The sequence below is a fragment of the Streptosporangium sp. NPDC049376 genome (assembly GCF_044466505.1).
GTDB lineage: Bacteria > Actinomycetota > Actinomycetes > Streptosporangiales > Streptosporangiaceae > Streptosporangium.
The window spans coordinates 344,099-370,144 of sequence record NZ_JBITMT010000002.1; the positions used below are offsets into that span (position 1 = coordinate 344,099).

General features: G+C 71.8%; 22 protein-coding genes. 10 read left to right on the forward strand and 12 right to left on the reverse strand.

Features of this window, described 5'->3' with window-relative positions; genetic code table 11:
• Positions 1-90: 90 nt before the first annotated feature.
• A complete protein-coding gene (locus tag ACIBVQ_RS06980) occupies positions 91-852 on the reverse strand; it encodes an alpha/beta fold hydrolase (RefSeq protein ID WP_399176140.1) in 762 nt (253 codons plus the stop codon).
• Positions 853-926: 74 nt separating this feature from the next.
• Between ACIBVQ_RS06980 and ACIBVQ_RS06985 the strand changes: the two genes are divergently transcribed.
• Positions 927-1,475, forward strand: coding sequence for a TetR/AcrR family transcriptional regulator (locus tag ACIBVQ_RS06985; protein WP_399176142.1), 549 nt, complete (start codon positions 927-929; stop codon positions 1,473-1,475).
• Here ACIBVQ_RS06985 and ACIBVQ_RS06990 read toward each other — a convergent pair.
• Positions 1,472-2,185 (reverse strand): TetR/AcrR family transcriptional regulator C-terminal domain-containing protein, encoded by a 714-nt coding sequence (locus ACIBVQ_RS06990; protein ID WP_399176144.1) that lies wholly within the window; start codon positions 2,183-2,185, stop codon positions 1,472-1,474. The two genes, ACIBVQ_RS06985 and ACIBVQ_RS06990, sit on opposite strands and share 4 nt — an antisense overlap.
• 76 nt (positions 2,186-2,261) lie before the next feature.
• Here ACIBVQ_RS06990 and ACIBVQ_RS06995 point away from each other — a divergent pair, with 76 nt between their 5' ends.
• Positions 2,262-3,617 (forward strand): DHA2 family efflux MFS transporter permease subunit, encoded by a 1,356-nt coding sequence (locus tag ACIBVQ_RS06995; RefSeq protein ID WP_399176146.1) that lies wholly within the window; start codon positions 2,262-2,264, stop codon positions 3,615-3,617.
• 26 nt (positions 3,618-3,643) lie between these two features.
• On the opposite strand, the gene ACIBVQ_RS07000 is transcribed toward ACIBVQ_RS06995, so the two are convergent.
• From ACIBVQ_RS07000 to ACIBVQ_RS07030, 7 genes are all read right to left on the reverse strand, one after another.
• The gene (locus ACIBVQ_RS07000) at positions 3,644-4,849 is read right to left on the reverse strand and encodes a hypothetical protein (protein WP_352009769.1); all 1,206 of its coding nucleotides are present in this window, start codon (positions 4,847-4,849) and stop codon (positions 3,644-3,646) included.
• Positions 4,850-4,880: 31 nt separating this feature from the next.
• Positions 4,881-5,267: a Rid family detoxifying hydrolase gene (locus ACIBVQ_RS07005; protein WP_352009770.1), complete on the reverse strand. Its 387-nt coding sequence runs from the start codon at positions 5,265-5,267 to the stop codon at positions 4,881-4,883.
• Between the two features lie 42 nt (positions 5,268-5,309).
• Positions 5,310-6,419, reverse strand: a complete 1,110-nt coding sequence (locus ACIBVQ_RS07010; protein ID WP_399176149.1) for an alanine racemase — start codon at positions 6,417-6,419, stop codon at positions 5,310-5,312.
• A 38-nt stretch (positions 6,420-6,457) separates the two neighbouring features.
• Positions 6,458-7,981 carry an amidohydrolase family protein gene (locus ACIBVQ_RS07015; RefSeq protein ID WP_399176150.1) on the reverse strand — a complete coding sequence of 508 codons (1,524 nt, stop codon included), beginning with the start codon at positions 7,979-7,981 and terminating at the stop codon, positions 6,458-6,460.
• 107 nt (positions 7,982-8,088) lie between these two features.
• Positions 8,089-11,724, reverse strand: coding sequence for a DUF4153 domain-containing protein (locus tag ACIBVQ_RS07020; RefSeq protein ID WP_399176152.1), 3,636 nt, complete (start codon positions 11,722-11,724; stop codon positions 8,089-8,091).
• 65 nt (positions 11,725-11,789) lie between these two features.
• Positions 11,790-12,479, reverse strand: coding sequence for a response regulator transcription factor (locus ACIBVQ_RS07025; protein WP_399176154.1), 690 nt, complete (start codon positions 12,477-12,479; stop codon positions 11,790-11,792).
• A 172-nt stretch (positions 12,480-12,651) separates the two neighbouring features.
• Positions 12,652-13,578 (reverse strand): GNAT family N-acetyltransferase, encoded by a 927-nt coding sequence (locus ACIBVQ_RS07030; RefSeq protein WP_399176156.1) that lies wholly within the window; start codon positions 13,576-13,578, stop codon positions 12,652-12,654.
• 421 nt (positions 13,579-13,999) lie between these two features.
• Here ACIBVQ_RS07030 and ACIBVQ_RS07035 point away from each other — a divergent pair, with 421 nt between their 5' ends.
• The 5 genes from ACIBVQ_RS07035 to ACIBVQ_RS07055 all read left to right on the forward strand — a co-directional run bounded on the left by ACIBVQ_RS07035 (position 14,000) and on the right by ACIBVQ_RS07055 (position 20,742).
• A complete protein-coding gene (locus ACIBVQ_RS07035; protein ID WP_399176158.1) occupies positions 14,000-15,553 on the forward strand; it encodes a serine/threonine-protein kinase in 1,554 nt (517 codons plus the stop codon).
• Positions 15,550-17,586 carry a hypothetical protein gene (locus tag ACIBVQ_RS07040; protein WP_399176160.1) on the forward strand — a complete coding sequence of 679 codons (2,037 nt, stop codon included), beginning with the start codon at positions 15,550-15,552 and terminating at the stop codon, positions 17,584-17,586. The genes ACIBVQ_RS07035 and ACIBVQ_RS07040 overlap by 4 nt, the downstream gene beginning before the upstream one ends.
• Entirely contained in the window at positions 17,579-19,102 is a 1,524-nt protein-coding gene (locus ACIBVQ_RS07045) for a serine/threonine-protein kinase (protein WP_399176162.1), read from the forward strand. Before ACIBVQ_RS07040 ends, ACIBVQ_RS07045 begins: the two co-directional genes overlap by 8 nt.
• The gene (locus tag ACIBVQ_RS07050; RefSeq protein WP_399176164.1) at positions 19,095-20,429 is read left to right on the forward strand and encodes a hypothetical protein; all 1,335 of its coding nucleotides are present in this window, start codon (positions 19,095-19,097) and stop codon (positions 20,427-20,429) included. Before ACIBVQ_RS07045 ends, ACIBVQ_RS07050 begins: the two co-directional genes overlap by 8 nt.
• Before the next feature lie 121 nt (positions 20,430-20,550).
• Positions 20,551-20,742 carry a hypothetical protein gene (locus ACIBVQ_RS07055; RefSeq protein ID WP_352009780.1) on the forward strand — a complete coding sequence of 64 codons (192 nt, stop codon included), beginning with the start codon at positions 20,551-20,553 and terminating at the stop codon, positions 20,740-20,742.
• A 67-nt stretch (positions 20,743-20,809) separates the two neighbouring features.
• On the opposite strand, the gene ACIBVQ_RS07060 is transcribed toward ACIBVQ_RS07055, so the two are convergent.
• Together ACIBVQ_RS07060 and ACIBVQ_RS07065 are read right to left on the reverse strand one after the other, a co-directional pair.
• Positions 20,810-21,115 (reverse strand): DUF3817 domain-containing protein, encoded by a 306-nt coding sequence (locus ACIBVQ_RS07060; RefSeq protein WP_352009781.1) that lies wholly within the window; start codon positions 21,113-21,115, stop codon positions 20,810-20,812.
• Positions 21,116-21,175: 60 nt separating this feature from the next.
• Positions 21,176-21,937 (reverse strand): SURF1 family protein, encoded by a 762-nt coding sequence (locus ACIBVQ_RS07065; protein WP_362910007.1) that lies wholly within the window; start codon positions 21,935-21,937, stop codon positions 21,176-21,178.
• Between the two features lie 134 nt (positions 21,938-22,071).
• On the opposite strand from ACIBVQ_RS07065, the gene ACIBVQ_RS07070 reads away from it, so the two are divergent.
• The gene (locus tag ACIBVQ_RS07070; RefSeq protein ID WP_352009783.1) at positions 22,072-22,239 is read left to right on the forward strand and encodes a hypothetical protein; all 168 of its coding nucleotides are present in this window, start codon (positions 22,072-22,074) and stop codon (positions 22,237-22,239) included.
• A 90-nt stretch (positions 22,240-22,329) separates the two neighbouring features.
• Here ACIBVQ_RS07070 and ACIBVQ_RS07075 read toward each other — a convergent pair whose 3' ends face one another.
• Positions 22,330-24,075 (reverse strand): gamma-glutamyltransferase family protein, encoded by a 1,746-nt coding sequence (locus tag ACIBVQ_RS07075; RefSeq protein WP_399176166.1) that lies wholly within the window; start codon positions 24,073-24,075, stop codon positions 22,330-22,332.
• A gap of 131 nt (positions 24,076-24,206) precedes the next feature.
• Between ACIBVQ_RS07075 and ACIBVQ_RS07080 the strand changes: the two genes are divergently transcribed.
• Both ACIBVQ_RS07080 and ACIBVQ_RS07085 read left to right on the forward strand, forming a co-directional pair.
• Positions 24,207-25,340 (forward strand): sensor histidine kinase, encoded by a 1,134-nt coding sequence (locus ACIBVQ_RS07080; protein WP_399176168.1) that lies wholly within the window; start codon positions 24,207-24,209, stop codon positions 25,338-25,340.
• Positions 25,337-25,984, forward strand: coding sequence for a response regulator transcription factor (locus tag ACIBVQ_RS07085; protein ID WP_362772291.1), 648 nt, complete (start codon positions 25,337-25,339; stop codon positions 25,982-25,984). The genes ACIBVQ_RS07080 and ACIBVQ_RS07085 overlap by 4 nt, the downstream gene beginning before the upstream one ends.
• Positions 25,985-26,046 lie beyond the last annotated feature (62 nt).

Below are 26,046 nucleotides of genomic sequence, written 5' to 3' on the forward strand. Positions count from 1 at the left end.
AGGCCAGGCCCTCAACCCGGGAAACCCGACGCACGGCCAGAGAGGCCAGACGCCCGATCAGGAAGCGGACGCACGGCCCGAGGGATCGGCTCAGCCCGGGAAACCATCCGGGCCGGAGGCACAACCCGGCTCGGACCAGCCGCCCGGACCCACCGGGGAGCACGGCTCGACCTGGGAGCACAGGTCGTCGACGAGGCGGGCCAGGGGGCCTGGAGCCGCCAGTACACCCAGGTGGCCACGCCCGGGGATCAGGATGAGCCTGCCGTTCCGGCAGGCACGCAGGAAGTCGCGCTCGTCGGCCCTGAACGGGTCGCGGGAGCCGTTCACCAGCCACACACGGCCGGGGTACGCGGCCAGTGCGGTGAGCTGATCGTGCGCGGCGACGGCCTCGACCACTTGGGGCAGCACCTCGCACGACAGTCCCCCGGCGACCATCGCGGCGGCTGAGGGGGCGGGCAGGAGGCGGCGGAAGCCGTACTCGCTGATCCGGTTGGCCCGGGCGGGGTTCCTCGCGGCGAGCCTGGCGGCGAACCGGTAGACCCCGAGCATCGACTGGCTGCGGGACGTGCAGCCCATGGCCACCAGGCCCGCGACCTTGTCGGGGAAGCGCTCGGCGGTCGCCATGCCGACGTAGCCGCCCAGGGACAGGCCTGCCACGACGGCTCTGCCGCCGAGTGCGTCGATCGCGGCGGACACCGCGGAGACCGCGTCGTCCATGGAGAACGGCTCTCCCGCGCGGGTGCCGTGGCCCGGCAGGTCGACGGCCTTCGCGGGGCGGTCGAGGTGGTCGATGACGGGGTCCCACATGGTCGCGCTGACCCGGATGCCGTGCAGGAAGACGATTGGCCGCATGGGAGATCTCCAGACATGTCGGACGAACAACCCCATTGAAACACAACGCACCGTTGCGTTGCTATGGTTGGCGCATGGCACCGCGCAAGGAGCAGCAGATCTTCCAGGCGACGCTCGAACTGCTCACCGTGAGGGGATACGAGGGACTGACCATCGAGGGGGTGGCCGAGCGGTCCGGAGTCAACAAGACCACCATCTACCGCTGGTGGCCCTCCAAGGCGGCCCTGCTCGCCGCCGCGCTGACCCAGGCCGACCTGCTCCTGTTCGACCCTCCGGACACCGGCACCCTCAGGGGAGACCTGGAGGAGCTGGTGCGAGGGATGGCCACACTCCTGACCACCTCCCCCAGCTCGGACGTGGCGGTGGCGACGCTGGGCGCGGCCGTGAACCATCCCGAGCTGGCCACGGCGGTCCGGCGGTTCTTCACCGACCGGTTCGCCAGGGAGGAGGCGGTCTTCGACCGTGCCCGGCGGCGCGGCGAGCTTCCGGAGACGGCCGATCCGCTGCTGATCGTGGACCTGCTCGGGGGCGCGGTGTGGATTCGGACGATCTTCCGCGGCCTCCCTCTCGACGACGACTTCGCCGCCCAGGCGGTGTCCGTCGTCCTTGACGGAGTGCGCTAGAGGCCGAGGTCCCCGGCGATGCCGTCCAGCATCCAGCGCAGGCCTTGCTCGAAGTCCTCGTCCGCCGCGGCGGGGCCGGAGGCGATCTCGTTCACCAGTGGCGCGAGGTTGGGGAACTCGCCGCTTTCGAGAAGCTCACGTAGGTATGGCCGCATGAGGGCCTCACGCTCCTGCGGTGTCCAGGTGTATCCGCTGCGCCCCTCCCCCCGCAGCGTCTCCCTGATCACGAACCCCAGCGCGTAGTCGTCGACCGCGGCGATGATCCGCCACTTCTGCTCGGGCGGGATCGGCAGTCCGGAGAGCGCGGCCAGTGACTGCTCCCCGTGCCGCAGGCCGTTCGGGCCGACCTGGGGACGGCTGGCGACAAGATCGACCAGCCAGGGATGGCGCCGGATCGTCTCCCGCGTGCGCCGTACGACGGCCGAGATCGCCTCGCGCCAGTCGTCGGGCAGTTCCCCCTCGACCAGGATCTCCGCGTTCGTGTCGTCGGCCATGAGGTCGAGCAGGTCCTCCTTGCGCTCGATATGGGTGTAGAGGCTCATCGCCCGCGCCCCGAGCTCGGTGGCGATCCTGCGGATGGAGACGGCGTCGAGCCCCTCGGCGTCGGCGACCTCGATCGCGGTCCTCACGATCGCCTCGCGGGTCAGTTTCGGACGGCGCCCGGCCGTCTCACGTGCCCAGACCGGCCCCTGCGCCTGTTCGGTTCCCATTCGAAGAGTGTACGGCGTAGCGCATGAGCGCTACAGTGTACGGAAAACCGATACAACGTACGGAACGGTGATCTGGATGACCGTCACCCAAGCCCGATCCGACCCCGCACTGCGCGCCGTCTCCATCACCGTGGTGCTCGGCACGATCATGACCATGCTGGACGCGACCATCGTCAACGTCGCGATCGACGTTCTCGGCCGTGACCTGGGTGTCCCGCTCAGCACCGTCCAGTGGACGGTCACCGGCTATGTGCTCGCCCTGTCCATGACGATCCCGGTGACCGGATGGGCCATCGGGCGCTTCGGCGCCAAGACGACCTGGATCGCCTCGCTCGCGATCTTCGGAGCCGGGTCGGTCCTGTGCGGGGCCGCCTGGTCCGTGGGCGCCCTGATCGCCTTCCGCGTGCTCCAGGGCATCGGCGGCGGGCTGCTCATGCCGATCGCGCAGACCCTGCTCGCCCGCGCCGCGGGCCCCGAACGGCTGGGCCGGGTGATGGCCGTGATCTCGGTCCCGTCGATGCTCGCCCCGGTACTCGGGCCGCTGCTCGGCGGGGTGCTCGTCGACCACCTGAGCTGGCGGTGGATGTTCTACGTCAACGTCCCGGTGTGCGTGGTCGCGTTGCTGCTGGCCGTACGGCTGCTGCCCGGTGACCGGGAGCGCGACGCCGGGCGGCTGGACCTGCTCGGTCTGGTGCTGCTGTCCCCCGGGCTGGCCGCGCTGGTCTACGGACTGTCACAGTTCGGTGAGGCGGGGGGCGGTACGCGGGCGGTCCTGGGGCTCGGCCTCGGCGCCGCGCTCGTCGCGGTCTTCGTCACGCACTCGCTGCGCCGGGGCACCGGCGCCCTGATCGACGTGGGTCTCTTCCGCGACAGAGGGCTGACCACCTCCGCGGCGTCCCTGTTCTTCTACTCCGTCGGGGTCTTCGGTGTGCTGCTGCTGGTGCCGCTGTACTCGCAGAGCGTCCCGGGAACGGGCGTGCTGGACGCGGGCCTCCTGATCGCCCCGATGGGCGTGGGCGCGATCGTCACCATGCCGCCGGCCGGACGGCTCACCGACCGGCTCGGCGCCCGGCTGCCCGGGGTGGCGGGCATCGTGACCGTGCTCGCCGGGACCCTCGCCTGCGCCGTGATCGGCCCGTCGGCCGCCGCGCTCTTCGTGATCGGCCTCGGGCACGGTCTCGTCACCCCGTCGATCATGGCCTCGGCCTACCGCACCCTGCCCAGGGCGGCCGTTCCGGGTGCCGCGACCGCCTCGCAGATCGTGATCAGGGTGGGCAGCGCGCTCGGCGCCGCCGTGACCGCGGTCGTCCTGCAGGCGCTGACCCGTTCGTACGGCACCGCCGCCTTCACCGGTGGCTTCACCTGGACTCTGGTGATCATCGCCGTGGCCCTGGTGCCCGCCCTGGTGATCCCCCGCCACCGACCGGCGTGACAGTACCGTGACAGTGCCGTGAACGGTCAGCCGGACAGGGCCCCGGGGATGCGGTCGAGGATGGGGTACGGCATGAGCCCGTAGGCGTAGAAGTCGACCGCGTCCGCCCCGGCGACCTTGGCGGCCCTGACCTTGGCGGCCAGCCGTTCCGCCGAGTCGGTGTCCGGCATTCCGGGCCGGAGCACCGCCCGCAGCTCCTTGCCCGTGGAACGACGGTAGGCGACCAGGTCGTCCGCGACGCGCTCGGCGTCGCGGGCGTAGGCGAGCACTCCGAGCGAGGGGACCAGGTCACCCAGGGCGACCAGGTCGACGCCGAGCTGCCAGGAGTCGTGCGCGGACAGCCCGGAAGGGGGGAGACCGTCCATGTAGCCCTTCGCCGCGCCGGTCGCGTCGAGGAAGACGAACCTGGTGCCCTCCGCGGTGACCGCGGCGGAGACCTCGGAGACCAGTGAGGTCACCACCTCGGAGCGGGCCCGCGCGTAGGAGACGACCTCGGGCCCCGCGTAGGCGGTAAGCGCCGCCCTGGTCACCTCGCCCTGCGCGGGCGGGTCGCCGTCGAGGACACCGCCCACGATCCTGGCGCACTCCTCCCTGGCGACCTCCGCGTTGACACCGAGGTCCGCTGCGCGGCGGATGCAGAAGTCGCAGAAGCACAGGCCCAGAAGGAAGACGTCCATCGGCCCGAGCGGCACGAAGCAGCGGTCGTTGTGGTAGCCGCAGCCGAAGGTGCCGAAGTGCAGCGCCTCGGCGACCACACTGTCCACCCCCTGCCTGGCCACGGCCCTGCCGAGCGCCACCGCGTAGCGGCGCACGTCGGGGTTGGAGGGGCACAGCTCGGCGGGCGAACCCCGGTCACCGAAGCAGTTGCGCACGGTGACGTCGGGGTTGGCCAGGCCGAGTGTGGTGTTCTCCAGGAAGACGGTCCAGCCGTGCAGCTTCAGGCCCCGCTCCGCGGTGGCCAGACGCAACGCGGCCAGGGGCTCCTCCTCGGCACCCGCCTGCACAGGCGGGACGAGGCGGAGCCCGTCGAACAGGTCGGCCGGCGGAAGGAAGTGGACGCCGTCGTCGCGCACGGTCACCCGGGGGCGGCCGTGCGGGGTGACGTCGCGAGCGCGGTGATAGGCGGCGGCGACGGTCACGCCCGCCACGCCGTACCCGGTGACCCGGTCGAGGACCGCCTCAAGGCCCTCACCCCGCACGTCCTCGACGTAGACGTATAGCGAGCTGTCCAAACCGCCGCCTTCCCACGCAGTCGGTCAGACTCTAACGTGCCTTGTAAGCGACGAAGTCGATCTCGACGAGGATGTCCATCAAGTCGGAGCCGACGGTCGTACGGACCGGGTACGGCTGGGTGAAATACGACTTGTACACCTCGTTGTAGGCGGCGAAGTCCCGCTTCAGGTGCTGAAGGTGGACGGTCGACTTGACCACGTCGTCGAACCCGAGACCGTGGGCCGCCAGGATCGCGCCGAGGTTGCGCATCACCTGGTGGGTCTGCTCGGCCACGTCGGTGCCGACGACCTCACCGGTCTTGGGGTCGAGCGGGCCCGCGCCGGAGGTGTAGACGAAGTCACCGACCACGAGGCCCTGTGAGTACGCCCCGACCGGCGCGGCGCCCTCGTCCGTCCGCAGTTCCTGCTTGCCACTCATGTCACAACTCCTTAGGAGACTCTCTACGACAACGACAGAACGTCAGAAATAGGTCGTGATCAGATCGACGACCGTGTGGTCGTCGTCCACGACCGGGATGACCCGCCACTTGTCGAAGGCGGTGCACGGGTGGGAGATGCCGAAGGAGACCAGGTCTCCGGGCTTCACCGTCGAGTCCGGCGTGAGCCGCAGGATCGCGTGCTGGTCCTGGACCTTGAGCACGGTCGCGCCCTCGACGGCTCCCTTGGGCACCGGCAGCCCCTCGTCGAAGGGGGCGTCCCGCTTGCCGAAGCCCACCACGGCCAGACCGGGTTCGGGCACACTCAGCACGTACGCCCACACCTCAAGCGCAGCCCGCAGTTCCCCCTCGATCCGGTTGTACGGCGTGCGCTCGCTGTAGTAGCCGTCGTCATGGGAGACGTAGGCGCCGCTGCGCAGCACGACCCTGGCCTGGCAGGTGGCCAGCTCCCTGCCGATCACGTCGAACCACTGGCTGCCGCCGACCGACAGGATCGGGTCGCGCACCCGCAGGTGCTCCAGCGCCTCGACCAGCCTGCCGAGGTAGGCGCGCACCTCCTGCGCGTTCCCCAGCCCGCCCTCGTAGCCCGCGACGCCCACCAGTTCGACGCCGGACGCCTCCTGGGCCGCCGTGGCGACCTCAAGGAAGTCGGAGAGCGTACGGCAGCCCGCCCTGCCGCCCTCGTGTCCCAGCTCGACCAGCACCTGGAACGGCCTGCCGCCCGCGTGCCGGGAGAGTGTCTCGACACCGGCGACCGAGTCCGCGAAGCAGAGGAACTCGAACGACGGGTCCTGGTCCAGCTGGGCGGCGATCGCGTCGAGGCCCGCGGGGTCGAAGACCTGGTTGGCGATGAGGACGCGTGACACGCCGAACTCGCGCAGGGTCAGCGCCTGGCTCGGGGTCGCGACCGCCAGCCCCCACGCGCCCGCCTCAAGCTGGGCTCTGACCAGCTCCGGCGACATGGTCGTCTTGGCGTGCGGGGCGAGGAGCAACCCGTGGTCGGCGGCGAATCCCGCGAGTGTGGCGATGTTGTGTTCGAGCGCGTCACGGTTGGCCACCATCACGGGGAAGCTGAAGGCTCCCCCGAACAGTGAGGACCCGACCGCCCGACTGGGATCGACGATCCCCTTCACGTGTTACCCCCTTCGCTTCCCTTGCTGGACCCTATCCGTCAGGGTCTGATCGCCCTTCCGGGGGTGGCCCCGGTGAGCGTTCCTCCGGCGAGCACCGCGACTCCGGAGACGAGGACGTCGTCGACACCGGCCGCGGGGACGCGGGGGTCGGCGTAGGTGGCCAGGTCCTGGACGCGGGCGGCGTCGAGAACGACGACGTCGGCCACCTGACCCGCGCGGATCAGGCCCCTGCCGGTCAGGCCGAAACGCCGGGCGGGGTGGGAGGCGAGATGGACGGCGGCCTGCTCCAGGGTCAGGTCACCGGTGTCGCGGACGTGGTGGCCGAGCATGCGGGCGAAGGCCCCGTAGCCCCTGGGGTGCGGATGCCCTCCGACGTAGATGCCGTCGGAACCACCGGTGTGGGCGGGATGCCGCAGGATCGCGCGGACCGACTCCTCCCCTTCCGGTCCCTCGTCGGGGCGGGCCATCACGCACCCGGCCTCAAGACGGGTCGCGACCAGGATCGCGCGGCAGAACTCACCCGGTTCCGCGCCGGCCCGCTCCGCCGCCTCGGGCAGCGTCAGCCCCTCCGCCCACTCGGCCCCCGGGACGTGCGAGAGGGTGATCCTCGGCCAGATCGTCTCGTCCCACTCGATCCGCTCGGACTCCAGCAGACTGAGCGCCCTGTCCGTGTCGGCGGCCGGAATCCACGACGGCAGCGCGACCATCGCCAGGATCGTGCTGCCCCGCAGGTAGGGATAGGTGTCGAAGGTGACGTCGAGACCTTCGTCGCGCGCCCGATCGACCATCGGCAGCAGGGTCGCCGCCGGACCGTGGTAGTGCGAGACGTGCACGGCGGCGCCCGAGCGCCTGGCGATGTCGGTCACCTCGGTCATCCCGGTCGTGGCATTGGCGCCGTAGCCGCGCATGTGCGTGACGTACGGCAGAGCGCCGAGGGGCGCGCAGAGCGCGGCCAGCTCGGCGGCGTCCGCGTAGCGTCCCGGGGCGTACTCCAGGCCCGTGGAGAACCCGGCCGCCCCCTCGGACAGGCCGCGCTCGACCCGGGCGAGCATGGCGGCGAGCTCGTCGGCCGACGCCGCCCGTTCCGCGGCGCCCATCACGTCGTAGCGGATCGTGCCGTGCGGCAGCAGGTAGACGGTGTTGAGCGCGCTCGCCCCGTCGTAGCCCGCCAGCAGCTCCGCCACGCTCAGCGGGCCGTCCGCGTGGGGGTGGGCGCCGTTGACCGCGGCGAAGTAGCGGGTGGCGTAGGCGAAGGCCTCGGGGGTCGAGGTGGGGGCGAAGGACAGGCCGTCCTGGCCGAGGACGAAGGTCGTCACGCCCTGGCGCAGCGCGGCGAGCTGCACCTCCGGGTCGAAGACGAGGGCGTCGCCGTGGACGTGGCAGTCGATCAGACCGGGCATGACGTGGCGCCCCGAGGCGTCGATCACCGTCGCGGCCTCCGCCCCCGTCAGTCTGCCGACCGCGGTGATCTCGCTCCCGGTGATCCCGACGTCCGCCAGAAAGGCCGGGGCGCCGGTTCCGTCCAACACCCAGCCGTCTCTGATCAACACATCAAAGGACATGCTCGGATTCAATCATTGAAGAGGGATTCCGTGCATCTTCGAGCGTTCCAGCCGTCCGGGGGTGACTCGCCGTGACGCCGGAGGCGGTCGGCGAGTCCCCGCCGGAGTCAGTCGTACGGCCCCCGGGAGGAGGTGGTCGCGCACTCGGGGCCGGAGAGTACCGGGCGTTCGGCCAGCAGATCCCTGGCCCGCTGGCGGGCGAGGTTCCATCCGTTCCACGGGTCGGGGGCCGCGAGGTCGTTGGCGGCGACCACGTCCCGCAGCACACAGCTGCGCATCGGCTCGGGCAACCGGTCGAGCGCGGGTACGGCCTCCGCCCCGAGGTCGCCCAGGTAGGCCTGGTCGAGCCGTTCGACACCCCGGATGGCGACCTGGGTCTCGGCGACCCGCAGGTCGGGGTTCCACACGGCGAACGCCAGCAGCGCGACCCCGGTCATCATCACCATCGCCCTGGGCAGCCATCCCGCGTGGCCACGCCGGGTGAGCCGTACCGCCCCCGCGGCCAGGACCAGCACGAAGACGGCGCCCAGCCACCAGATCGCCGCCTCGACCGAGGCCCGCAGCCGGGAGAAGCCGTAGGCGTCGACATAGAGGTCGAGACGGTGCAGCGCGGAGGCCAGGACCACCAGGGTCAGCGCGCAGAGCAGGCCGAGCAGCCCGGCCATCAGCCACCTATCACGCCCCCCGAGATCGACCAGGACCGAGGCCGCCGCCACGATGGCCAGCACGAACACGCTGACGATGACGAGCTGGAAGAACCCTGACCTGGCGTACTCGGCGTAGGTCAGCCCCACGGCGGAGACCACCCACCGGGTGCTGCCGAACAGCACGGTCAGCTGCATCCCCACGAACACGGCGAACAGCAGGTTGAGAGCGACCAGCGGAGGCACCCACAGGCTCCGGCCGACCGTGAGCCGCAGCGTGGGAACCCTCGGTTCGGCCACGGGACGTAGACCGACCAGCACCGCCGCGGCGACCAGCACCCCGAAGACCGCGAACAGCACGATCCGCACCGGCATCGACGCCGCCCAGTCCTGCGCCAGCAGAATCCGTTCGACGGCGTCGGCGAAGACCGCGTCCGCCGAGACGAACAGCCCGCCGAACAGCAGCACGAGCACCAGGCTCAGCCCGACCCCGACCAGCGCGGGCACCACTCGTCTGCGCAGGGACGCCCCCTTGACCGACTCCGCGAGGAACCACGGCACGGGCGGTAGCGCGATCAGCACCGAGGCGGCGCCCCTGACCACCCCGAGCCAGCCGCGTCCCACCCCCGACAGGGCGAGGGCGGCCAGCAGGAACCCGGCCAGCAGGAGCGAGGCGACCAGCCAGTCCGAGTCCCTGAACACCGCGACCGTGACGAGTCCGTACGCGACCACCCCCAGCCCTGCCGACCACGGTGTGATCCGGTGCCGGGCGACCGGCAGAACCGCCACACCCATGGCGACGGCGACGAGCACGAACCCCAGCCCGATCCGGCTGTACGGCAGGGCCAGCGCCGCGACGAGGCCGACACAGGCGCCGGCGGCGAGCATCCAGCGGGGGGTGGCGGGCAGCTCGGGCCTGGGGAACAACGGCGGGGCCACATATCCCCCCGGCGGCCCTCCCGAGCCCTTTCCCGAAGGACCCCCGAAGGGGCTTCCCGGAGAACTTTCCGACGTCCCTGCCGGGAGGCCTTCCAGCGTGCCGTCCGGGGAGCCTCCCGAGGAGCCCGTCCCCCGCTCGCCACCGGTGGTTTCCCGCGTGGCGCCGGTCGCTCGTGCGCCCCACGGCCCGCTGCCGTGTCCCGCCGGCCTCGGTATGACGGGACGCTCCGGGAGGCTTCCCGCGGCCCTGGCGTAGGAGTCGGTGATCCCGAGCACCGTGCCGACGAACCCGCCGCCCAGCGTGATCAGGAAACCGGCCAGCGCCCCCAGCAGCGGGCTCATCGAGGCGATGATCAGCCCCGTGATCACCCCGCAGACCAGTCCGGCGATCCCGCCGCCGAAGAGTCCGGCGAACGCCCCCGCCCAGTTGCGAGGCGGCCGGGACCGACGGGGGACCTCCGGCATCGGCCCCCACGCGGCGGACCGATACGACCCGCCCACCGCGGGTCTCCGCTCGGAGGACAGATGCGACTCGCCTGCCCTCGGCTGCTCACGCGCTGAGGACTCGCTCACCACCGGCCCATTCGCCGAGGACGAGTACGGCCCGCCCACCGGCCCCCGCTCTGAGGACAGCCGTGACTCACCCGCCACCGGCCCGTTCGCCGAGGACGGGTGCGGCTCACCCGGGGCCGACGGCTCCGCCGCCCCGGGCTCGGTCCTCCGGGGAGGTTCACCGTCTCCTTCGGCGTACCGCGCGAATCCGGCTGCGCCGGCACTTTCCCTGGGTCCGGCCAGACCACCCTCGACGGCATCGGAGGGCTTCGCGTTCTCACCGGTTCCCCCGGCCCGGTGGGCGGGCCCGGCGGACTTGCCGGATTCCGTGATCTCCGGCGACCCCGTCCCCTCGGAGGAGGGTACGGCTTTCCCGACCTCGCCGTGTTCCCGGAGCGCCTCAACCCCCGAGTCCCCGGTGGATTCCGCCGTCTCAGGGAGCCGTGGGCCTTCCCCTCGCGCCTTGGCGGGGTTGCCGGGCGTTTCGGATCCCGCGATCTCCCGAAAACCAGATCCCTCGACGGGCGCCTCGTCCTGGGAGAGCCGGGCGCCCCCCGTGGCACCGGTACGGCCGGTGGCGTCAGCCGGTCCGCGCGACGCCCGGGTGAGGGTCGAGGCTGAAGAACCTTCCGGAAGGTCGACCACGACACGGCAGCCCCCGCCGTCCTCGACGTGGATGGAGCCGCCGTGCAGCTCGACGATCTCCTTGACGATGGCCAGCCCGAGGCCTGCGCCGCCCACGTCCGCCGCCCGCCCGGCGTCCAGCCGGGAAAAGCGCTCGAACGCCCGAGCCCGGTCCTCCTGCGGGATGCCCGGCCCCTGGTCGGTCACGCGCAGCCGTACGCCGTTCTCCCGTGGGGCGGCTCCGAGCACCACGACCCCGCCCGCGGGGCTGTGCCGTACCGCGTTGTCCAGCAGGTTCGCCAGCACCTGCGCCAGCAGGTCGGGGTCGGCGTGGGCGCTCAGGCCCGCGGGCACCTCACAGCGGGCGGTGACGCCCTCCCTGGCGAGTACGGCTTCGCGCAGCGCCTGTTCGCACAGCGGCCGGAGCTCGACCTCCTCAAGCTCGATCGGCCTGGCCCCGGAGTCGAGACGGGACAGGTCGAGAAGCTGGGCGACCAGTCTGCCGAGCCGCTCCGTCTGGGACAGGGCGGTTCCCAGCGTGACGGGGTCGGGCGTCGAGACGCCGTCGACCACGTTCTCCAGGACCGCCCTGAGCGCGGTGATCGGTGTGCGCAACTCGTGGCTGACGTTGGCGACCAGCTCGCGCCGCTGCCGGTCGACCTCGCCGAGGTCGGCCGCCATCGCGTTGAAGGCACGGGCGAGTTCGCCGACCTCGTCACGTGAGGTGGCGGCGACGCGCAGACCGTAGCGGCCCTTGGCGATGGTCTGCGCGGCGGCGGCCATCTCACGCAGCGGTTTGGTCATCCCCCGGGCGAGCAACTGCATCATGACCAGGGCGAACGCGACGGCGACCGCGACGCGGACGTTGCGCGGATATCCGGCGTTGATGCCGACCTCGTTGGCGACGAACGCCGCGGCGACGGCCAGCAGCATGACCATGCCGATCTTGACCTTGATCCTGCCGAGGAAGTCGAGGGGTCTCAATGGGGCCCGTCCGTTGGTCGAGTGGTGGCGGTTCGGAGGATTTCCGGTACTGAAAGAGGAGCGGGTCAGTTACGGACGAGGGCGTAGCCCACTCCGTGGACGGTCCTGACCACGCCGGGGCCGAGTTTGCGGCGCAGCGCGCGCACGTGGCTGTCGACCGTCCGGGTGGCGGCCGCCTCGGAGAACCCCCAGATGTCGGCCAGCAGCCGTTCACGTTCGTACACCTGGCCCGGCCGCTCGGCGAGACGGCACAGCAGGTCGAACTCGGTCCTGGTGAGCTGCGCCTCCTCTCCCCGCACGTAGACCCGCCGCTCCGCGGTGTCGATCTCGACGTCACCGACCCGGATGACCGTGTCCTCGACGGCGAGCTGGGAGGCCCGCTCCACCCGGCGCAGCAGCGCGTGCACCCGCGCGACCAGTTCGCGCATGCTGAACGGCTTGGCCATGTAGTCGTCCGCGCCGACCCCGAGGCCGACGAGCAGGTCGGTCTCCTCACCCAGCGCGGTCAGCATGAGCACGGGCACCGGCCTGGCGGCCTGCATCCTGCGGCAGACCTCCAGGCCGTCGAGGCCGGGCAGCAGCCGGTCGAGCACGACCACGTCGGCCCCGGCCCTGGCGTAGGCCGTGAGCGCCCCCTCCCCGTCACCCACGACCTGGACGTCGAAGCCCTCGGCCGTCAGCCGGTGCCCCACGGCCCGCGCGATCGTCTCGTCGTCCTCCACCACGAGGACACGTCGTTGTTGGGGGGATGTCATGCCTCGCAGCGTAAAGGGGCCGCGTGCAGATCACCTGTGATGAATTGTGAAGGTTTCGCGCACTCCGCCCGGCCCCCTGACCGACTTCCGGCGCCGATTCCGGCGCCGCGAGCGTCTCGAACATCTCTGATATCTCCGACATCACGACCAGAGGGCGCGGGCGCGGCCGGAACTACATGAGCACCATCCGGTGGCCGGTGACGCGGTAACCCAGCCGGGCGAACGAGGCGGCCATGGGGACGTTGCCCAGGTCGGTGTTGTCGTAGACCTGGGGCTCGCCCTCCGCGGCGAAGATGTGCAGCGCCTCGGTGACCAGATCGCCGGAGTAGCCGTGGCCACGGTGCGCGGGATCGACCCCGACGTAGCCGACCGTCGCCGAGCTGTCGTTGCGGGTCGGCATCACGACGCCGACCAGCGCTCCGGACGCGTCGTGAGCCAGGCGCCAGCGGGAGCGCCCGCCGGGATACCCCGCGAGCGCCGTGAGGGTCTCCCTCGCCGTCGCCTCGGCCCCCTTCTCGGCACTGGTGCGCCGGTCCCAGGAGTCGAGACTGTCCCCGGCGACCCTGGCGAGCAGGCCGAGCACGGTCTCGTCGTCGTCTGCCGGGGTGAAGGTGAGACGGACCGACCTGGGTGGCAGACCGTACTCGGGAAGCCAGCGCAGGTTGAGCCGTTCGACGGTCCTGCGCCAGCCCAACCGCTCGGCGGCGTCGATCCGGTCGGTCGCGTCCGCCAGCGCGTCCGGCTGCTCCTGCCAGCCGACGGGCAGGAACAGGTGGTACTCGGGCCGGGTGTCCCCTTCGGGAAACAACGCCGTAAGGGCGGCCTCCAGCAGGGCGGCGCCCGTCTCGACCCGGTCGTCACCGTGGCCGGGGTCGAACCAGTCGAGAAAGGCCGGACGGTCGGAACCCTCAGGGGCCCAGAAGGCCGCACGCGCGACCACCTCGTCGCCACGCGAGGCGACCCAGACCCACCCCGACCGGTAGCCGAGCTCCTCGAAGGGCCGGGGACGCAGGCCGACTCCCGATGCGGGCACCGGACCGTAGCGGTGGAACAGGGGGAACTCGTCCGCCTGGAGCGGACGGAACAGCAGATCGGACATGTGAAACTCCAGAAAGCATGTGCGCCTCCCGGATCTCAGGTGGTCTGCCACCCAAGACGGGGACGCGTGATCAGATCGGTGGGCATCTGTTCCTCACTCCTTTCTTTCCAGGGCCGGTCTCCTGAGGACCGGCGGGCAGACGTTAACCGGCCGAGCGACCCGCGCTCAACCGGATAAACCGGCCTCCGAGCGGGGCGCAGCCGCCTCCCCCGGAACCGTCACCGTGGGCATCACGCCGACAGGATGGCCCGATCCGGGAACGGCCGTCGGCACCGAATCCCGTTCTGTGGATAACTCCGCACCCCGTGCGCGGCCACCTTTCGTTTCAGCAAGTCCTCATTCATTGGTTCATATGGCGCTAAGTGGCTATGTTGCTGTCCGCGATGGGACGGCGAACGGGGTGGGTGGGATCGACACTCAAGTGCTAGCGGGCCGCTATCGGCTGCTCAATCCCCTCGCCGAGGGCGACACGGGGGCGGTCTGGCTCGCCGCTGACGAGATGCTCCGCCGTGACGTGGCGGTCAAGGAGGTACGGCTCCCGCCGGGCCTCGACCCCGTCCGGCGGCAGGAGGCGTGCGCCTCCGTTCTCAGGGAGGCCAACCTGGCCGCCCGCCTCAAGCACCCCTCGATCGTGACCGTCCACGACGTGGTGATCGAGCACGAGCGTCCCTGGCTCGTCATGGAGCTGTTGTCCGGAGCCTCCCTTGAGGAGACCGTCGGCAGACGGCAGCCGCTGCCCGTGCACCAGGTCGCCAGGGTCGGCGTGGGAATCCTCAGCGCGCTGGCCGCCGCGCACGCCGCCGGGGTCGTGCACCGGGACGTCAAGCCGGGCAACGTCTTCCTCACCCGCACCGGGCGGGCCGTACTGACCGACTTCGGCTTCGCGGCGGTCGAGGGAGAGGAGACGGCCGGACGCACCGGCCAGCTGATCGGCTCCCCCAACTACATCGCCCCGGAACGCCTGCGCGGCGAACGCGGCGGCCCCGTCTCCGACCTGTGGTCGCTGGGCGCGACACTCTACTTCGCCGTCGAGGGAACACCCCCGCACCCGGCGGAGAGCCCCGTGGCGGCGATCGGCCGAGTGCTGACCGACCCCGCCAGACTTCCCGAGCGGGCGGGGCATCTCGGCCCGCTGCTCATGCGGATGCTCGCCCCCAGGGCCGAGGAACGGCCCTCCTTCGAGGAGGCCGCCCGCATCCTGCAGGAGATCGCCCTCGGCCGCCCCGGCGCCGAGGTGGCCGTCGTCTCCCCCGCCCCCGAGTCCCTCCCCCCGGCGGAACCCGAGGCGGCGCCCGTCCCCGCGGGCAACCGCGGGCGCACCCTCGTGTGGGCGGCCGTCGAGGTCACGGCGGTCGTCGCGGTCATCGCGGCGACCACGGGGGTGGCCCACTTCGCCTTCGGCCGTACGGTCCAGCAGGGGCCGCCCAGGCTCAGTGAGAAGCCGGGCGCCTTCACCGTCCCGGTGGACCTGTGCGAGCTGATCTCCGCGGCCGACGTCAAGAAGCTCCTGCCCGCCGTGAAGGCCCCGGGCAAGCCGACCAACCAGGGAGGCTGTGAGTGGATGAGCCCCGGAATCGGCCTTGACGTCCAGCCCGCTCCCCCCGGCAAACAGTGGGGCAAGAGCCCACGCCAGGCCCACGAACTCTTCGTCAACCAGCGCAACGGCACGCTGCCCAGCGGGCAGATCGGGTGGGGCTGGTCCGAGATCGGGGCGGCCATGCACTCGGCCAGGACCACGGGGCCTCTCACGGTCAAACCCGTGGGGGACGAGGCGTTCGGCTACGACCTGTACGACAACAGGAAGACCGGCAGGCTCGAACAGAGCCACGTGGTCCTCCGCGTCGACAACCTGGTCCTCGACGTCACCTACACGGTGGTCAACGGTTCCAAGGACGGTCCCGCGATCCAGGCGGGCGCCCACACCGCAGCGACCTGGGTCGCGCAGGCACTGAACAAGCAGAAAGCGAGAGGATGAACCGTCCAGACGTCCCGGACTCGCAGGGCAGGCGCTCGGGCAGGCACGCGGTGAACGCGCCCGGTTCCGCGGTGCTCGAACAGTCCTCACTGGAGCAGGTGGTCGAGCGGGCCGGACCGTTGACCCCTCAGCAGGCCGCCACCATCGGCCTGGCCGTACTGGACCAGCTCGTGGCCGTGCACAACCGGGGGATGCTCCACGGTGACGTGCGTCCAGGTTCGGTGCTGATCGGCCCCCGTGACCATGTCACCCTCGCGACGCCCACCCTGCGTTCCCCGGCGTTCACCGCCCCCGAGGGGGTGACGGGGCCCGCGGCCGACCTGTGGTCGCTCGGCGCGACCCTCTACACCGCCGTCGAGGGACGTGCTCCCTCGCCCGGCGGGTCCCTGGACAACGCGGGGATGCTGGGCTCGGTGCTGTTCGCGCTGCTCTCCGGCGACCCCGCCCAGCGGCCCGAGCCCGGGGTGCTGCGCAACACCCTGCTCGACCTGTCCCGCAACGGCGGCCACACCCCGTTGCCGCCGGTCCGCGCGGACGCGGTGCCTCCGCCGTCCCCCTGGGCGGCCTCCACGCCCTTCCCCGCGGATCTGCCGACGATCCCCCCGGCCTCCTCCTACCCTTCGGACCCGTTCTCCTCCGGCCCCCTCTCCTCCGGGGCGTTCACCTCGGGGCCCTCGGAATCCTTCACCTCGGGCCCTTCGAGGGCGTTCACCTCAGGCCCCTCGGAGGCGTTCACCTCAGGCCCCTCGGAGGCGTTCACCTCAGGCCCCTCGGAGGCGTTCACCTCGGGACCGTCGGAGGCGTTCACCTCAGGCCCCTTCACCTCGGGCCCGGTCAGCTCGGACCCGTTCTCGTCAGGACCGTCAGGGCCGCCGGGACCGCCGCGCTCTCCAGGGGCGTCAGGAGCCCAGGGAACACTGGAACCAACAGGGCAATCAGGACCGTCCAGTCCCCAAGAAAACTCCCAGAACGGCCCTGAGAACAGCCGTCAGGCCGAGACACGACCCGGGCCCCAGCCTGAGCCCCAGCCCGAGTCGCTGTCTGAGCCGCTGCCCGAACCACCGACCGGAGCGGTACGCGAAGCAGTGCCCGGAGCACCGTCGAAACCGCTGGCCGAACTGCTGGCCGGGCCGCCGCCGGAGTCACCGCCGCAGTTCGAAGGGGCCATCCCCACCTCGCCCTTCCCGAACCAGCCCCAGAACCCGCATCCCCAGCCGCAGACCCCGGCACCGCGGCCCCCTGCGCCCCAGGCCCAGCAGATCCAGGCCCAGCAGATCCAGGTCCAGCAGCCCCAGCAGGCACCCGCCCCGCGTGAGCCGGTTCCGGTGTCGCCGATCCAGGAGAGCGCGACGCGACCGCCCACGTCGGCGCGGCGTTCCTCCGGGGTGCTCGTGCCCCGCCCGATCGTCGGGCTGACCGGCGGGTTGCTCCTGGCCATGGCGGTCGCCATCGGTGTCCTGCTCTCCCAGCGGATCGGCGCCCCCGTCGAGGCCGAGGCCCGCGCCCCCGGTCCCGGCGGCGCTCTTTTCGCCTCCGCGCCCAGGGCGTGCAGCCTGCTGGACGACAAGCAGGCCGCCGAGGTCGTGCCCGGCTTCCGTAGCTCCGAGGTCGAGCCCTCCTCCTGCGACTGGCTCGCCTCGCTCGACCTGCACAAACCGGGCGTCGAGAAGTTCGACCTCAGCGTACGGCTGGTCGCCCAGAAGCAGGACGCCTCCGGGGTGGCGCGCGCCAAGCAGTACCTGTCCGGAAAGCGGCAGGACATCCTGGAGAAGATCAAGGTGCTCACCCCCAAGCCCACGACGCCGAAGGCCCTCCAGGGAGTCGGTGAGGAGGCCTTCAGCACCGGGGTCTTCAACCAGTACAACCTGTACGGCGGGGCGTACCGGGTCACCGTGGTCCTCCGGATCAGCAATCTGGTCGCGGAGATCGACTACAGCCGGTACGGCGTCAAGAACGACTCGGACGGCCAGATCGCGGCGGGCGCGGAGAAGGTCGCCCGCTGGCTCAGCACCTCCCTGAAGACCAATGGCTGACCAGGCGCCGCCCGTGCTCGCGGGCCGTTACCGTGCGCTCGACCGGCTGGGCGCGGGCGGGATGGGGGTGGTCTGGCGGGCCAGGGACGAGCTGCTGCACCGCGAGGTCGCGATCAAGGAGGTGCTGCTCAACCGGAACCTGACCGAGGCCGAGCGGGTGGAGGCGTACGAACGCACCCTCCGCGAGGCCAGGGCGGCGGCCCGGCTGAGCCACCCGTCCATCGTGGCGGTGCACGACGTCATCGCCCAGCAGGGGCGCCCTTGGATCGTGATGGACCTCGTCCGGGGCCGTTCCCTCGACCGGGTGATCCGCGCCGAGGGTCCGCTGCCGCCCCGGCGGGTGGCCGCGATCGGGGTGGCGGTGCTCGACGCGCTGACCATGGCGCACGGCAGGGGCATCATGCACCGCGACGTGAAACCGGCCAACATCATGCTCGCCGACGACGGCGGGGTGCTGCTGACCGACTTCGGCATCGCGACGGTCGAGGGGGACGCCCAGCTGACCTCGGCGGACTCGCTGGTCGGCTCCCCCGGGTACATCGCCCCCGAACGGCTGCGCGGCGATGACAGCCCCGCCGCCGACCTGTGGTCCCTGGGCGCCGCGCTCTACGCCGCCGTCGAGGGGCGGGGGCCGTTCCAGCGGGGTGTCCCGGTGGCGACCCTGGGCGCGGTGCTGACCGAGCCGACCCCGTTCCCCGCCCGCGCGGGGGACCTGGCTCCGGTGCTGCTGGCCGTACTGGAGAAGGATCCCCGGCTGCGGCCCGGTGCGGCGATGCTCCGTACGGCGTTGCAGCGGGTGGCGCAGGGGCTGCCCGCGGGCCCGCTGACCCCCGCCGAGCCGGTCACCGAACCCGGTGGAGCCTCGCGGCGGGCGGGGCGGATCAGGACCGGGTGGCTCGTCGGAGGCGGGACCGCGGTCGTGGCGGCCGGGGTGACGACCGCCGTGCTGCTGGCCACCGGGGGCACGGCGACGCCCTCCCCCTCGCCGTCCCCGTCCGGGACGACGGCGGAGGCGGGCGCGGGGCGGTTCTCGGCGGATCCCGACCCGTGCTCCATGCTCGAACCCGCCCAGGTCCGCGCCCTCGGCCCCACCTCGGCCCCGTTCTTCGTCAAGGCCAAGGGGGACGAGGAAGCGTACTGCAGCTGGTCCGACCCCTCGGACGGCCCCGCGCTCAGGGTGCGGTTCGCCCGTAAGACCCCGGTCTCCGGGAAAACGGCGCCGGAGGTCGCCCACGCGTTCTTCGTCGCCGAACGCGTCAAGTCCAAGGCCGACGAGGGGAGCTCCCCCGCCGGCTGGGTCGGCCCGCTGCGCGATGTGAACCGGGTCGGCGCCGAGGCGTTCGCCTACGACATGGGCGTCCTCGACCAGGCGCACGCCGTGATCCGCTTCCGGATCAGCAACCTGCTGGTCGAGGTCAGCCTGTCGGAGAAGGCCAAGCGGGTGAGCCCCGAACTGCGCGCGCGGGGTCTGCGCGCCGCCAGATTCGCCGCCGAGGAGCTGAACAGCCGTGACTGACGTGTCCCCCGATCCCGGTCTGCTGGCCGGGCGTTACCGGCTGCTCGAACGCCGTGACCACACCGGCACCTCGTGGCGGGCCCGCGACGAGCTGCTCGGCAGGGAGGTCACGATCGCCGAGGTACGGCTGCCGCCTCCCGGCCCCGTCCGTGACCGGCTCCTCGCCCAGGTCCGCGCGGCGGCCGACCTCAGGCACCCCGGGGTCACCACCCTGCACGACGTGATCTCGGCCCCCGACCGGATGTGGCTGGTCGCCGAGGCGGTGACGGGCCGTTCGCTGGTCCAGATCGTCAGGCACGAGGGTCCGCTTCCCCCCGAGCGGGCGGCCGAGGTGGGCCTGCGCGTGCTGGACGCGCTGAACGCCGCCCACGAGCGGGGCGTCAACCTGGCCGCGACCCCCGACACGGTGGTGCTCGCCGCGGACGGCCGGGTCGTGCTGACCGGCATCCTGAACCCCTCCGGCGCCGACGAGATGCGGGATCTGGGCACCACCCTGTTCACCGCCATGGAGGGCAGGGCGCCGAGCACCGGGTCGGTGACCGTCCCCAGGATGGCGGACGGCTCGCCGCTCGCCGCCCCCTCCGACCTCACCGGCGGGGTGACCACGGGCTCGGGCGTGCTGGCGCCGATCGTCGAGGGCCTGCTCGCGACCGACCCTTCCCAGCGTCCCGACGCGACCTCGGTCCGTCTCGCGCTCGAACAGGTCTCCCCCAAGCCCGCGAGGTCGCCTCTCCGGTCCCCGCTCGTCATCGCGGCCGTCGCGGCCGTGGTGCTCGCGGTCGCCGGAGGGGTCGTCTGGGGCCTGACCCGCCCCTCCGCGCCCGTGGTCGAGGTGGCGCCGTACGTGGACCCCGGGCCCTTCGCCGGAAAATCCGCCGCGAAGGGGCTCTTCACCGCCGAGCAGCTCGGGCAGCTCGGTGTGAGGACCGATCCGACCGGCCCCGACGATCACCTCATCTGGGGTACGGCGAACGACAACGACCCGGGGAACCTCAAGCGTCAGCTCGCCGTCGAGGAGAAGCTGTATCCGTCCGCGGCCGAGGCCTCCGAGGCACTCGCTCGCCGCGTGGCCACGGCCGCCAAGAAGCGGACGAACGACTACGGAAGCTCGCAGACTCCTCTGAGGCCCGTCGGTGGGCTGGGCAACGAGGCCGTCGTGGGCGAGGTCTCCGGGGGTGGTTACTCGGTGACCGTGATCGTCCGGGTCAACAACCTGCTGCTCTTCGTCCAGTACCAGAACTCCGCCGGTCCGGCCGATGAGGAGATCATGCGCAACGCCCTCACCGCGGCCAGGTGGGGGGTCGAGTCACTCACCCGGGACCACTGATCCCGGCCGGGTTAACACGATATATCTCGGATGGAACCCGGGAGGGCGCCCACGCGTTGGACAGGAGACGCACAATGAACGACAGGCGGGGCGAGCGCTCCGCGTTCGGAGGATGTTGACGATGTCGCCGGTCCAGAAGTACCTGCTCGGCGCAGGCGCGGTGGTGTTCCTGTCGTGGCTGTTCCTGCCCGGTCTGCTGTTCACGCTCGTGGTCCTGGGCGTCATCGCCGCCCCGATCGTGGGCTACCTGATGCTCGACCCGTCGCAGCGCGCCAGGCTCAAGCGCGCCCGCAAGCGCGGCCTCGGACGATAGCCGGCGGGCGGGGCCGCGGCACCCCCGCGGCCCCGCCCGTCCATCAGGGCCGGCCATGAGAGGCCGGTCAGGCCGCCGCGAGCTCGGCCTCGACCCGCCGGGTGACCTTGCGCTCGAAGACGAACGACAGCAGCGGGACGGTGCCCGCGAGCATCACGCCCACGATGTACGGCCACGACCAGCGGGCCTTCATGCCCAGGTTCATCGCGGCCACGAGATAGAGCATGTAGAGGAACCCGTGGATCGGGGAGACGACCCTCGACGGCCCGGCGATGTCGAAGCCGTACCTGAGCACGATGCACGTGACCAGGACGAGCAGCATCACGCCGACGACGTACGCCAGGATGCGAAAGGGCTTGAGGGCGGATTCCACGTCATCTACCTCGGTCTGGGAGTTCGGGACACTAAACGATATGTCGGCTTCCGCGGGCCTTCAGGCCGTGGCGGGCTCGGGTTCCTGCTCCCGCTCCGCCGTACGGCTTCGCACCATGTCACGCAGGAAGTGCCACCACATGAAGACCGCGAAGAGACCGAAGATCCACCACTGGGCGGCGTAGGCGAGGTTGCGCCAGGAGAAGCCGCCGGGCTCGGTCGGCGGGGCGACGGCGACCGGCTTGACCGCCACGGCCGGGGCCGGGCTGTGGGCGGTGGCGATCACGAACCCGTCCCGCAGTCTCACCCCGCGCCACAGGTTGACCAGCTCCGCCGACGAGACCGTGAGCACCTGCCCCTCGGGCAGCCTCTCACCCCCGCGCCGCACGCTGTCGGTCGCCTCCGAGGGCTTCAGGCGCCCGGTCACGGTCACCGTCCCCGACGGTACGGCTCCCGCCCCGGCGGCGGGGTCCGTGGCCCCGGGCACCCAGCCGCGCACGACCGGGACGGAGGTGCCGTCGCCGAGGTCGAGGGGGGTGAGCAGCCACGCCCCGCCGTCCCGTCCGGCGACCAGCAGCTGCCTGGAGGCGTCGTAGGTCCCCGAGGCGGTGACCCTGCGGCTGACCGCCTCGCTTGTCATGTGCCTGCCGGGCTGGGTGAGGGTCGCGACGGCGACCGGTGCGGGGTCCTGCGCCGCCTGTGGCCTGCCCGAGTCCTCGAACACCCCCAGCTGCCAGCGGCCGAGCAGCCCGCACACGACGAGCGCTCCGATCGCGAGCAGGTGAAGCACCAGCGCGCGAGGAGAGAACAGGGTCCGGAGCATGACACCACGCTATCCGCCCGACCCGGTGGTCCTGTCTTCAGCATCGCCCACCGAATACCCAAGCACCATGGATGCCTACGAAAGTGACATGAACCGGTAGTGACGCGGTCATGGATGTCGCTAGAGTCAGCCCCATGTCTGAACCTCAGATGGACCCTGCGGGCAACACCCAGCAGTTCAAGGCGTTCGCCCAGCGTAACGAGCCCGAGGCCGCGCCCGCCGGGCGGTCGCTGCTCACCCCGATCCTGATCGTGGTCGGAGTCCTGATCGTGGCGGTCCTGGCCTTCCTCCTGTTCCGCTAGGGCCGCTCCCCCCGGGGCCACCCTGACAGAACGCAGCGCCGACGGCATTCGCCATCGGCGCGTTTCGCGTTCTCCGGGGCCGGGAGGTCGTCAGCGGCGCCCGCTCACCACCAGCGCGCTGCCGCCCCCTCGCCTGACCGGCTCGGCGACGGCCTGGACCCTGCCGCCGCCGAGGAACTCAAGACCGGTCGCCGCGCCGATCTCCGGGTTCAGCACGAGGCTGTGACCCCTGGCCGTCAGTTCGGGGCCGTAGCGGTCGATGAAGCCCTGCTCCGCCTGGGTCTGCGCGGTGTTGCGCTGGGTGGCGCGCGGCGCGGCCAGCGCCTGGGGCAGCGTCATGCCGAAGTCCCAGCGGTTGACCAGGATCTGCAGCACGGTGGTGATGATCGTCGAACCGCCGGGCGAACCGACCGCCAGCAGCGGCTCACCGTTCTTCAGCACGATCGTCGGGGCCATCGAGGAGCGGGGCCGCTTGCCGGGACCCGGCAGGTTGGGGTCGCCGGGGGCCGGGCCGAAGGTGAAGTCGGTCAGCTCGTTGTTGAGCAGGAACCCCCGCCCCGGGACGACGATGCCGTTGCCGCCGGTGGACTCGATGGTGATGTTGTAGGCCACGACGTTCCCCCACCGGTCGGCCACCACCAGGTGGGTGGTCTCCGGCCCCTCGGCGGGAATCGGCTTCGCGCTCTCCTGCGGTACGGCCCGGCACGTCCCGTAGGAGCCGTCCGGGTCACCGGGCGCGGCCGGGGCGGGGATCGCCCGCTCCCCGATCAGGCAGGCGCGCTCCTTGGCGAACCCCTCCGACAGCAGTTGCCCAAGCGGCACCCCGGGGATGTCGCCGACGTACTTCCCCCGGTCCGCGAAGGCCAGCTTGGAGGCCTCCAGATACTCGTGCGCCCCGACCCCGGGCAGGGCCTGCAGGATGTTGAGCGCCTCACCGACCGTCGAGCCGCCCGAGGAGGAGGGCGCCATGCCGTAGACGTCCATGTCCTTGTAGGTGACCTTGGTCGGCCGGCGTTCCACCGCCCGGTAGGCGGCCAGGTCGGACAGTTCCATCAGGCCGGGCCGTACGGTCCTGGTCGAGCCGGGGGTGACCGGCGGCCGTTTGACCGTGGCCACGATCTCGGCGCCGAGACGCCCGCCGTACAGCCAGGAGCCGCCGCGCCTGCCGAGCTGCCGGTAGGTCTCGGCCAGCTCCGGGTTGCGGAAGGTCGAGCCGACCGCGGGTGGCGCGCCCCCGGGGAGGTACAGCCTGGCGGTCGAGGTGAAGTCCTTGAACCGGGCGGCGTTCGACGCCGTCTGGTCGTGGAAGGTCTGGTCGACCGTGAACCCCCGTGAGGCGACCTCGATCGCGGGCCTGAGCGCCTGACCGAGCGAGAGCGTGCCGAACCGCCTCAGGGCCAGCTCCCACTGCGCGACGCTGCCCGGGACCCCGGCGGACAGGCCGCTGGTCACCGCGTCGTCGAACGGGACGCCCTCCAGCGAGGAGGACCGCATCGCCCTCGGCGCCGTCTCCCTGCCGTCGATGGTGTGCACCCTGCCGTGGCGGGCGTCGTAGTAGACGATGTAGCCGCCCCCGGCGAGCCCGGCCGAGTACGGCTCGGTGACGCCGAGCGTGGCCGCGCCCGCGACCGCGGCGTCGATCGCGTTTCCGCCCCTGCGCAGCACGCCGAGCGCGGCTCTGCTGGCGTCCAGGTCCACGGTCGCGACCGCGCCGCCGTACCCCTCGGCGACGGGTTGTTTCTCCTGCTGCGGGGCCGCGGTGGCGGGCCGTACGAGCAGGACGGAGCTTCCCGCCAGAATCGCGGCGGCGAGCACGGTTGAGCCTCGACTGATCATGTTGGCCTCCCGCAGCCCAGCTTGACTCAGTTGACCGCCCATGTCAGCCCCCCTCCTACGCCCGGCGGTGTAGTGCCGTCTGCCGCCGGGGGCGGACGCGCAGGTCAGGGCCGGGACGTAAAGTGCTCACCGTGCGCGTCACCCGCCTTCCCCTTCCGCTGCTGCCGCTCCTGGTGGCCGTCGTCCAGGTCGTGGGCAGCACCGGGGCCCAGTGGAACCAGGTGCACAGCGCCGGGCTGATGCGGGTCCCGCTGGACGCCGTGGGATACGCGCTGCTGCTGACCGGCCCCCTCGCCCTGGCCGTACGGCACCGCAACCCCGTCGTCAGCCTGGCCGTGACCCAGGTCGCGACCTGGGCGTACGTCGTCCTCGGATATTCCTACGGCCCCGTCTTCGCCAGCCCGGCCATCGCGCTCTACTGCGCCGTCTCCGCCGGGCACCGCAGGGCCGCCTGGCTGACCGGCGGGCTGATGTACGCCTTCCTCCTGTCCTACGCGACCTGGGCCGCCAACCTGCCGATCCCCTCCTGGTACCACAACCTGGCCGTGGCGGCCTTCATCGGCGTGGTGCTGGCGGCCGGCGAGTACACCAGGGCCAGGCGCGAGCGGATCGCCGAACGGAGGCGGGTCGAGGCCGAGGAGTCCCGGCGGCAGGCCAGCGAGGAGCGCCTGACCATGGCCCAGGAGCTGCACGACGTGCTGGCGCACAACATCTCCCTCATCCACGTGCAGGCCTCGACCGCCCTGCATCTCATCGACGACCACCCCGAGCAGGCCCGCACCGCGCTCACCACGATCAAACAGGCCTCCAAGGACGTGCTGACCGAGATGCGCTCGGTGATCAACGTGCTCCGCGAGGGCGCCCCCCGCTCCCCCACGGCCGGGCTCGACCGCCTCGACGAGCTCACCGGACGTGCCGAGCACGGCGGCCTGACGATCGAACGGCAGGTCGAGGGCCGGGTCAGGGCGCTGCCCCCGGGGACCGACCGGGCCGGGTACCGCATCGTCCAGGAGGCCCTGACCAACGCCGCCCGGCACGCCCCGGGCTCGACCGTCACCGTGCTCCTGCGGTACGGCCCGCGTGAGCTGCTGATCCGGGTCACCGACACCGGTGGCGTCGGCGCGGCCGAGCCCCTGGGCGGCGGCAACGGCATCCCCGGCATGCGCGAACGCGCCACGGCCCTCGGCGGCACCCTGACCTCGGGCCCGCACGGACGGGGTTTCCGCGTCGAGGCCCGGCTGCCGATCCCGGAGGAACCCGCATGATCAAGATCGTTCTCGCCGACGACCAGGCGCTGGTCAGAGCCGGGTTCCGTGCCCTGCTCGACGCCCAGCCCGGGATGACCGTCGTGGCCGAGGCCTCCGACGGCGCCCAGGCGCTGCGCCTTGCCGCCGAGCACCGGCCCGACGTGGTGCTGATGGACATCAGGATGCCCGGCATGGACGGCCTGACCGCGACCAGGGAGATGCCCCCGGGGCCGCGGATCATCATCCTGACCACCTTCGAACTCGACGAGTACGTCTTCGAGGCGCTGCGCAACGGCGCCAGCGGGTTCCTCGTCAAGGACACCGAGCCGGCCGAGCTCATCCAGGCCGTCCGCGTCGTCGCCGCCGGGGACGCGCTGCTGTCCCCCGGGGTGACCCGCCGTCTGATCGCCGAGTACGCCAGCCGGGCCAAGGCGCCGCACCCCTCCCAGGACCTCTCCCTGCTCACCGAGCGTGAACGGGAGGTCCTCACCCTGGTCGGCACCGGCATGACCAACGACGAGATCGCCCAGCGGCTCTTCATGAGCCCCGCGACCGCCAAGACGCACGTGAGCCGGACCATGATGAAACTGCACGCCCGCGACCGCGCCCAGCTCGTCGTCATCGCCTACGAGTCCGGCCTGGTCCGCCCCGGCTGGCTGTGATCGTTTTCAGGGAAAACCCATGCCCGCACGGCATGTCGGCGATACCCTGCGTGTTCCCAAGG

Bases quoted from the DNA above. Each gene is read 5' to 3' on its own strand.
- ACIBVQ_RS07005 (WP_352009770.1), bottom strand. From the start codon at position 5,267: ATGAGTGGCAAGCAGGAACTGCGGACGGACGAGGGCGCCGCGCCGGTC.
- ACIBVQ_RS07040 (WP_399176160.1), top strand. From the start codon at position 15,550: ATGAACCGTCCAGACGTCCCGGACTCGCAGGGCAGGCGCTCGGGCAGG.
- ACIBVQ_RS06980 (WP_399176140.1), bottom strand. From the start codon at position 852: ATGCGGCCAATCGTCTTCCTGCACGGCATCCGGGTCAGCGCGACCATG.
- ACIBVQ_RS07055 (WP_352009780.1), top strand. From the start codon at position 20,551: ATGTCGCCGGTCCAGAAGTACCTGCTCGGCGCAGGCGCGGTGGTGTTC.
- ACIBVQ_RS07045 (WP_399176162.1), top strand. From the start codon at position 17,579: ATGGCTGACCAGGCGCCGCCCGTGCTCGCGGGCCGTTACCGTGCGCTC.
- ACIBVQ_RS07070 (WP_352009783.1), top strand. From the start codon at position 22,072: ATGTCTGAACCTCAGATGGACCCTGCGGGCAACACCCAGCAGTTCAAG.
- ACIBVQ_RS07025 (WP_399176154.1), bottom strand. From the start codon at position 12,479: ATGACATCCCCCCAACAACGACGTGTCCTCGTGGTGGAGGACGACGAG.
- ACIBVQ_RS07030 (WP_399176156.1), bottom strand. From the start codon at position 13,578: ATGTCCGATCTGCTGTTCCGTCCGCTCCAGGCGGACGAGTTCCCCCTG.
- ACIBVQ_RS07075 (WP_399176166.1), bottom strand. From the start codon at position 24,075: ATGATCAGTCGAGGCTCAACCGTGCTCGCCGCCGCGATTCTGGCGGGA.
- ACIBVQ_RS07065 (WP_362910007.1), bottom strand. From the start codon at position 21,937: ATGCTCCGGACCCTGTTCTCTCCTCGCGCGCTGGTGCTTCACCTGCTC.
- ACIBVQ_RS07085 (WP_362772291.1), top strand. From the start codon at position 25,337: ATGATCAAGATCGTTCTCGCCGACGACCAGGCGCTGGTCAGAGCCGGG.
- ACIBVQ_RS06990 (WP_399176144.1), bottom strand. From the start codon at position 2,185: ATGGGAACCGAACAGGCGCAGGGGCCGGTCTGGGCACGTGAGACGGCC.
- ACIBVQ_RS06995 (WP_399176146.1), top strand. From the start codon at position 2,262: ATGACCGTCACCCAAGCCCGATCCGACCCCGCACTGCGCGCCGTCTCC.
- ACIBVQ_RS07015 (WP_399176150.1), bottom strand. From the start codon at position 7,981: ATGTCCTTTGATGTGTTGATCAGAGACGGCTGGGTGTTGGACGGAACC.
- ACIBVQ_RS06985 (WP_399176142.1), top strand. From the start codon at position 927: ATGGCACCGCGCAAGGAGCAGCAGATCTTCCAGGCGACGCTCGAACTG.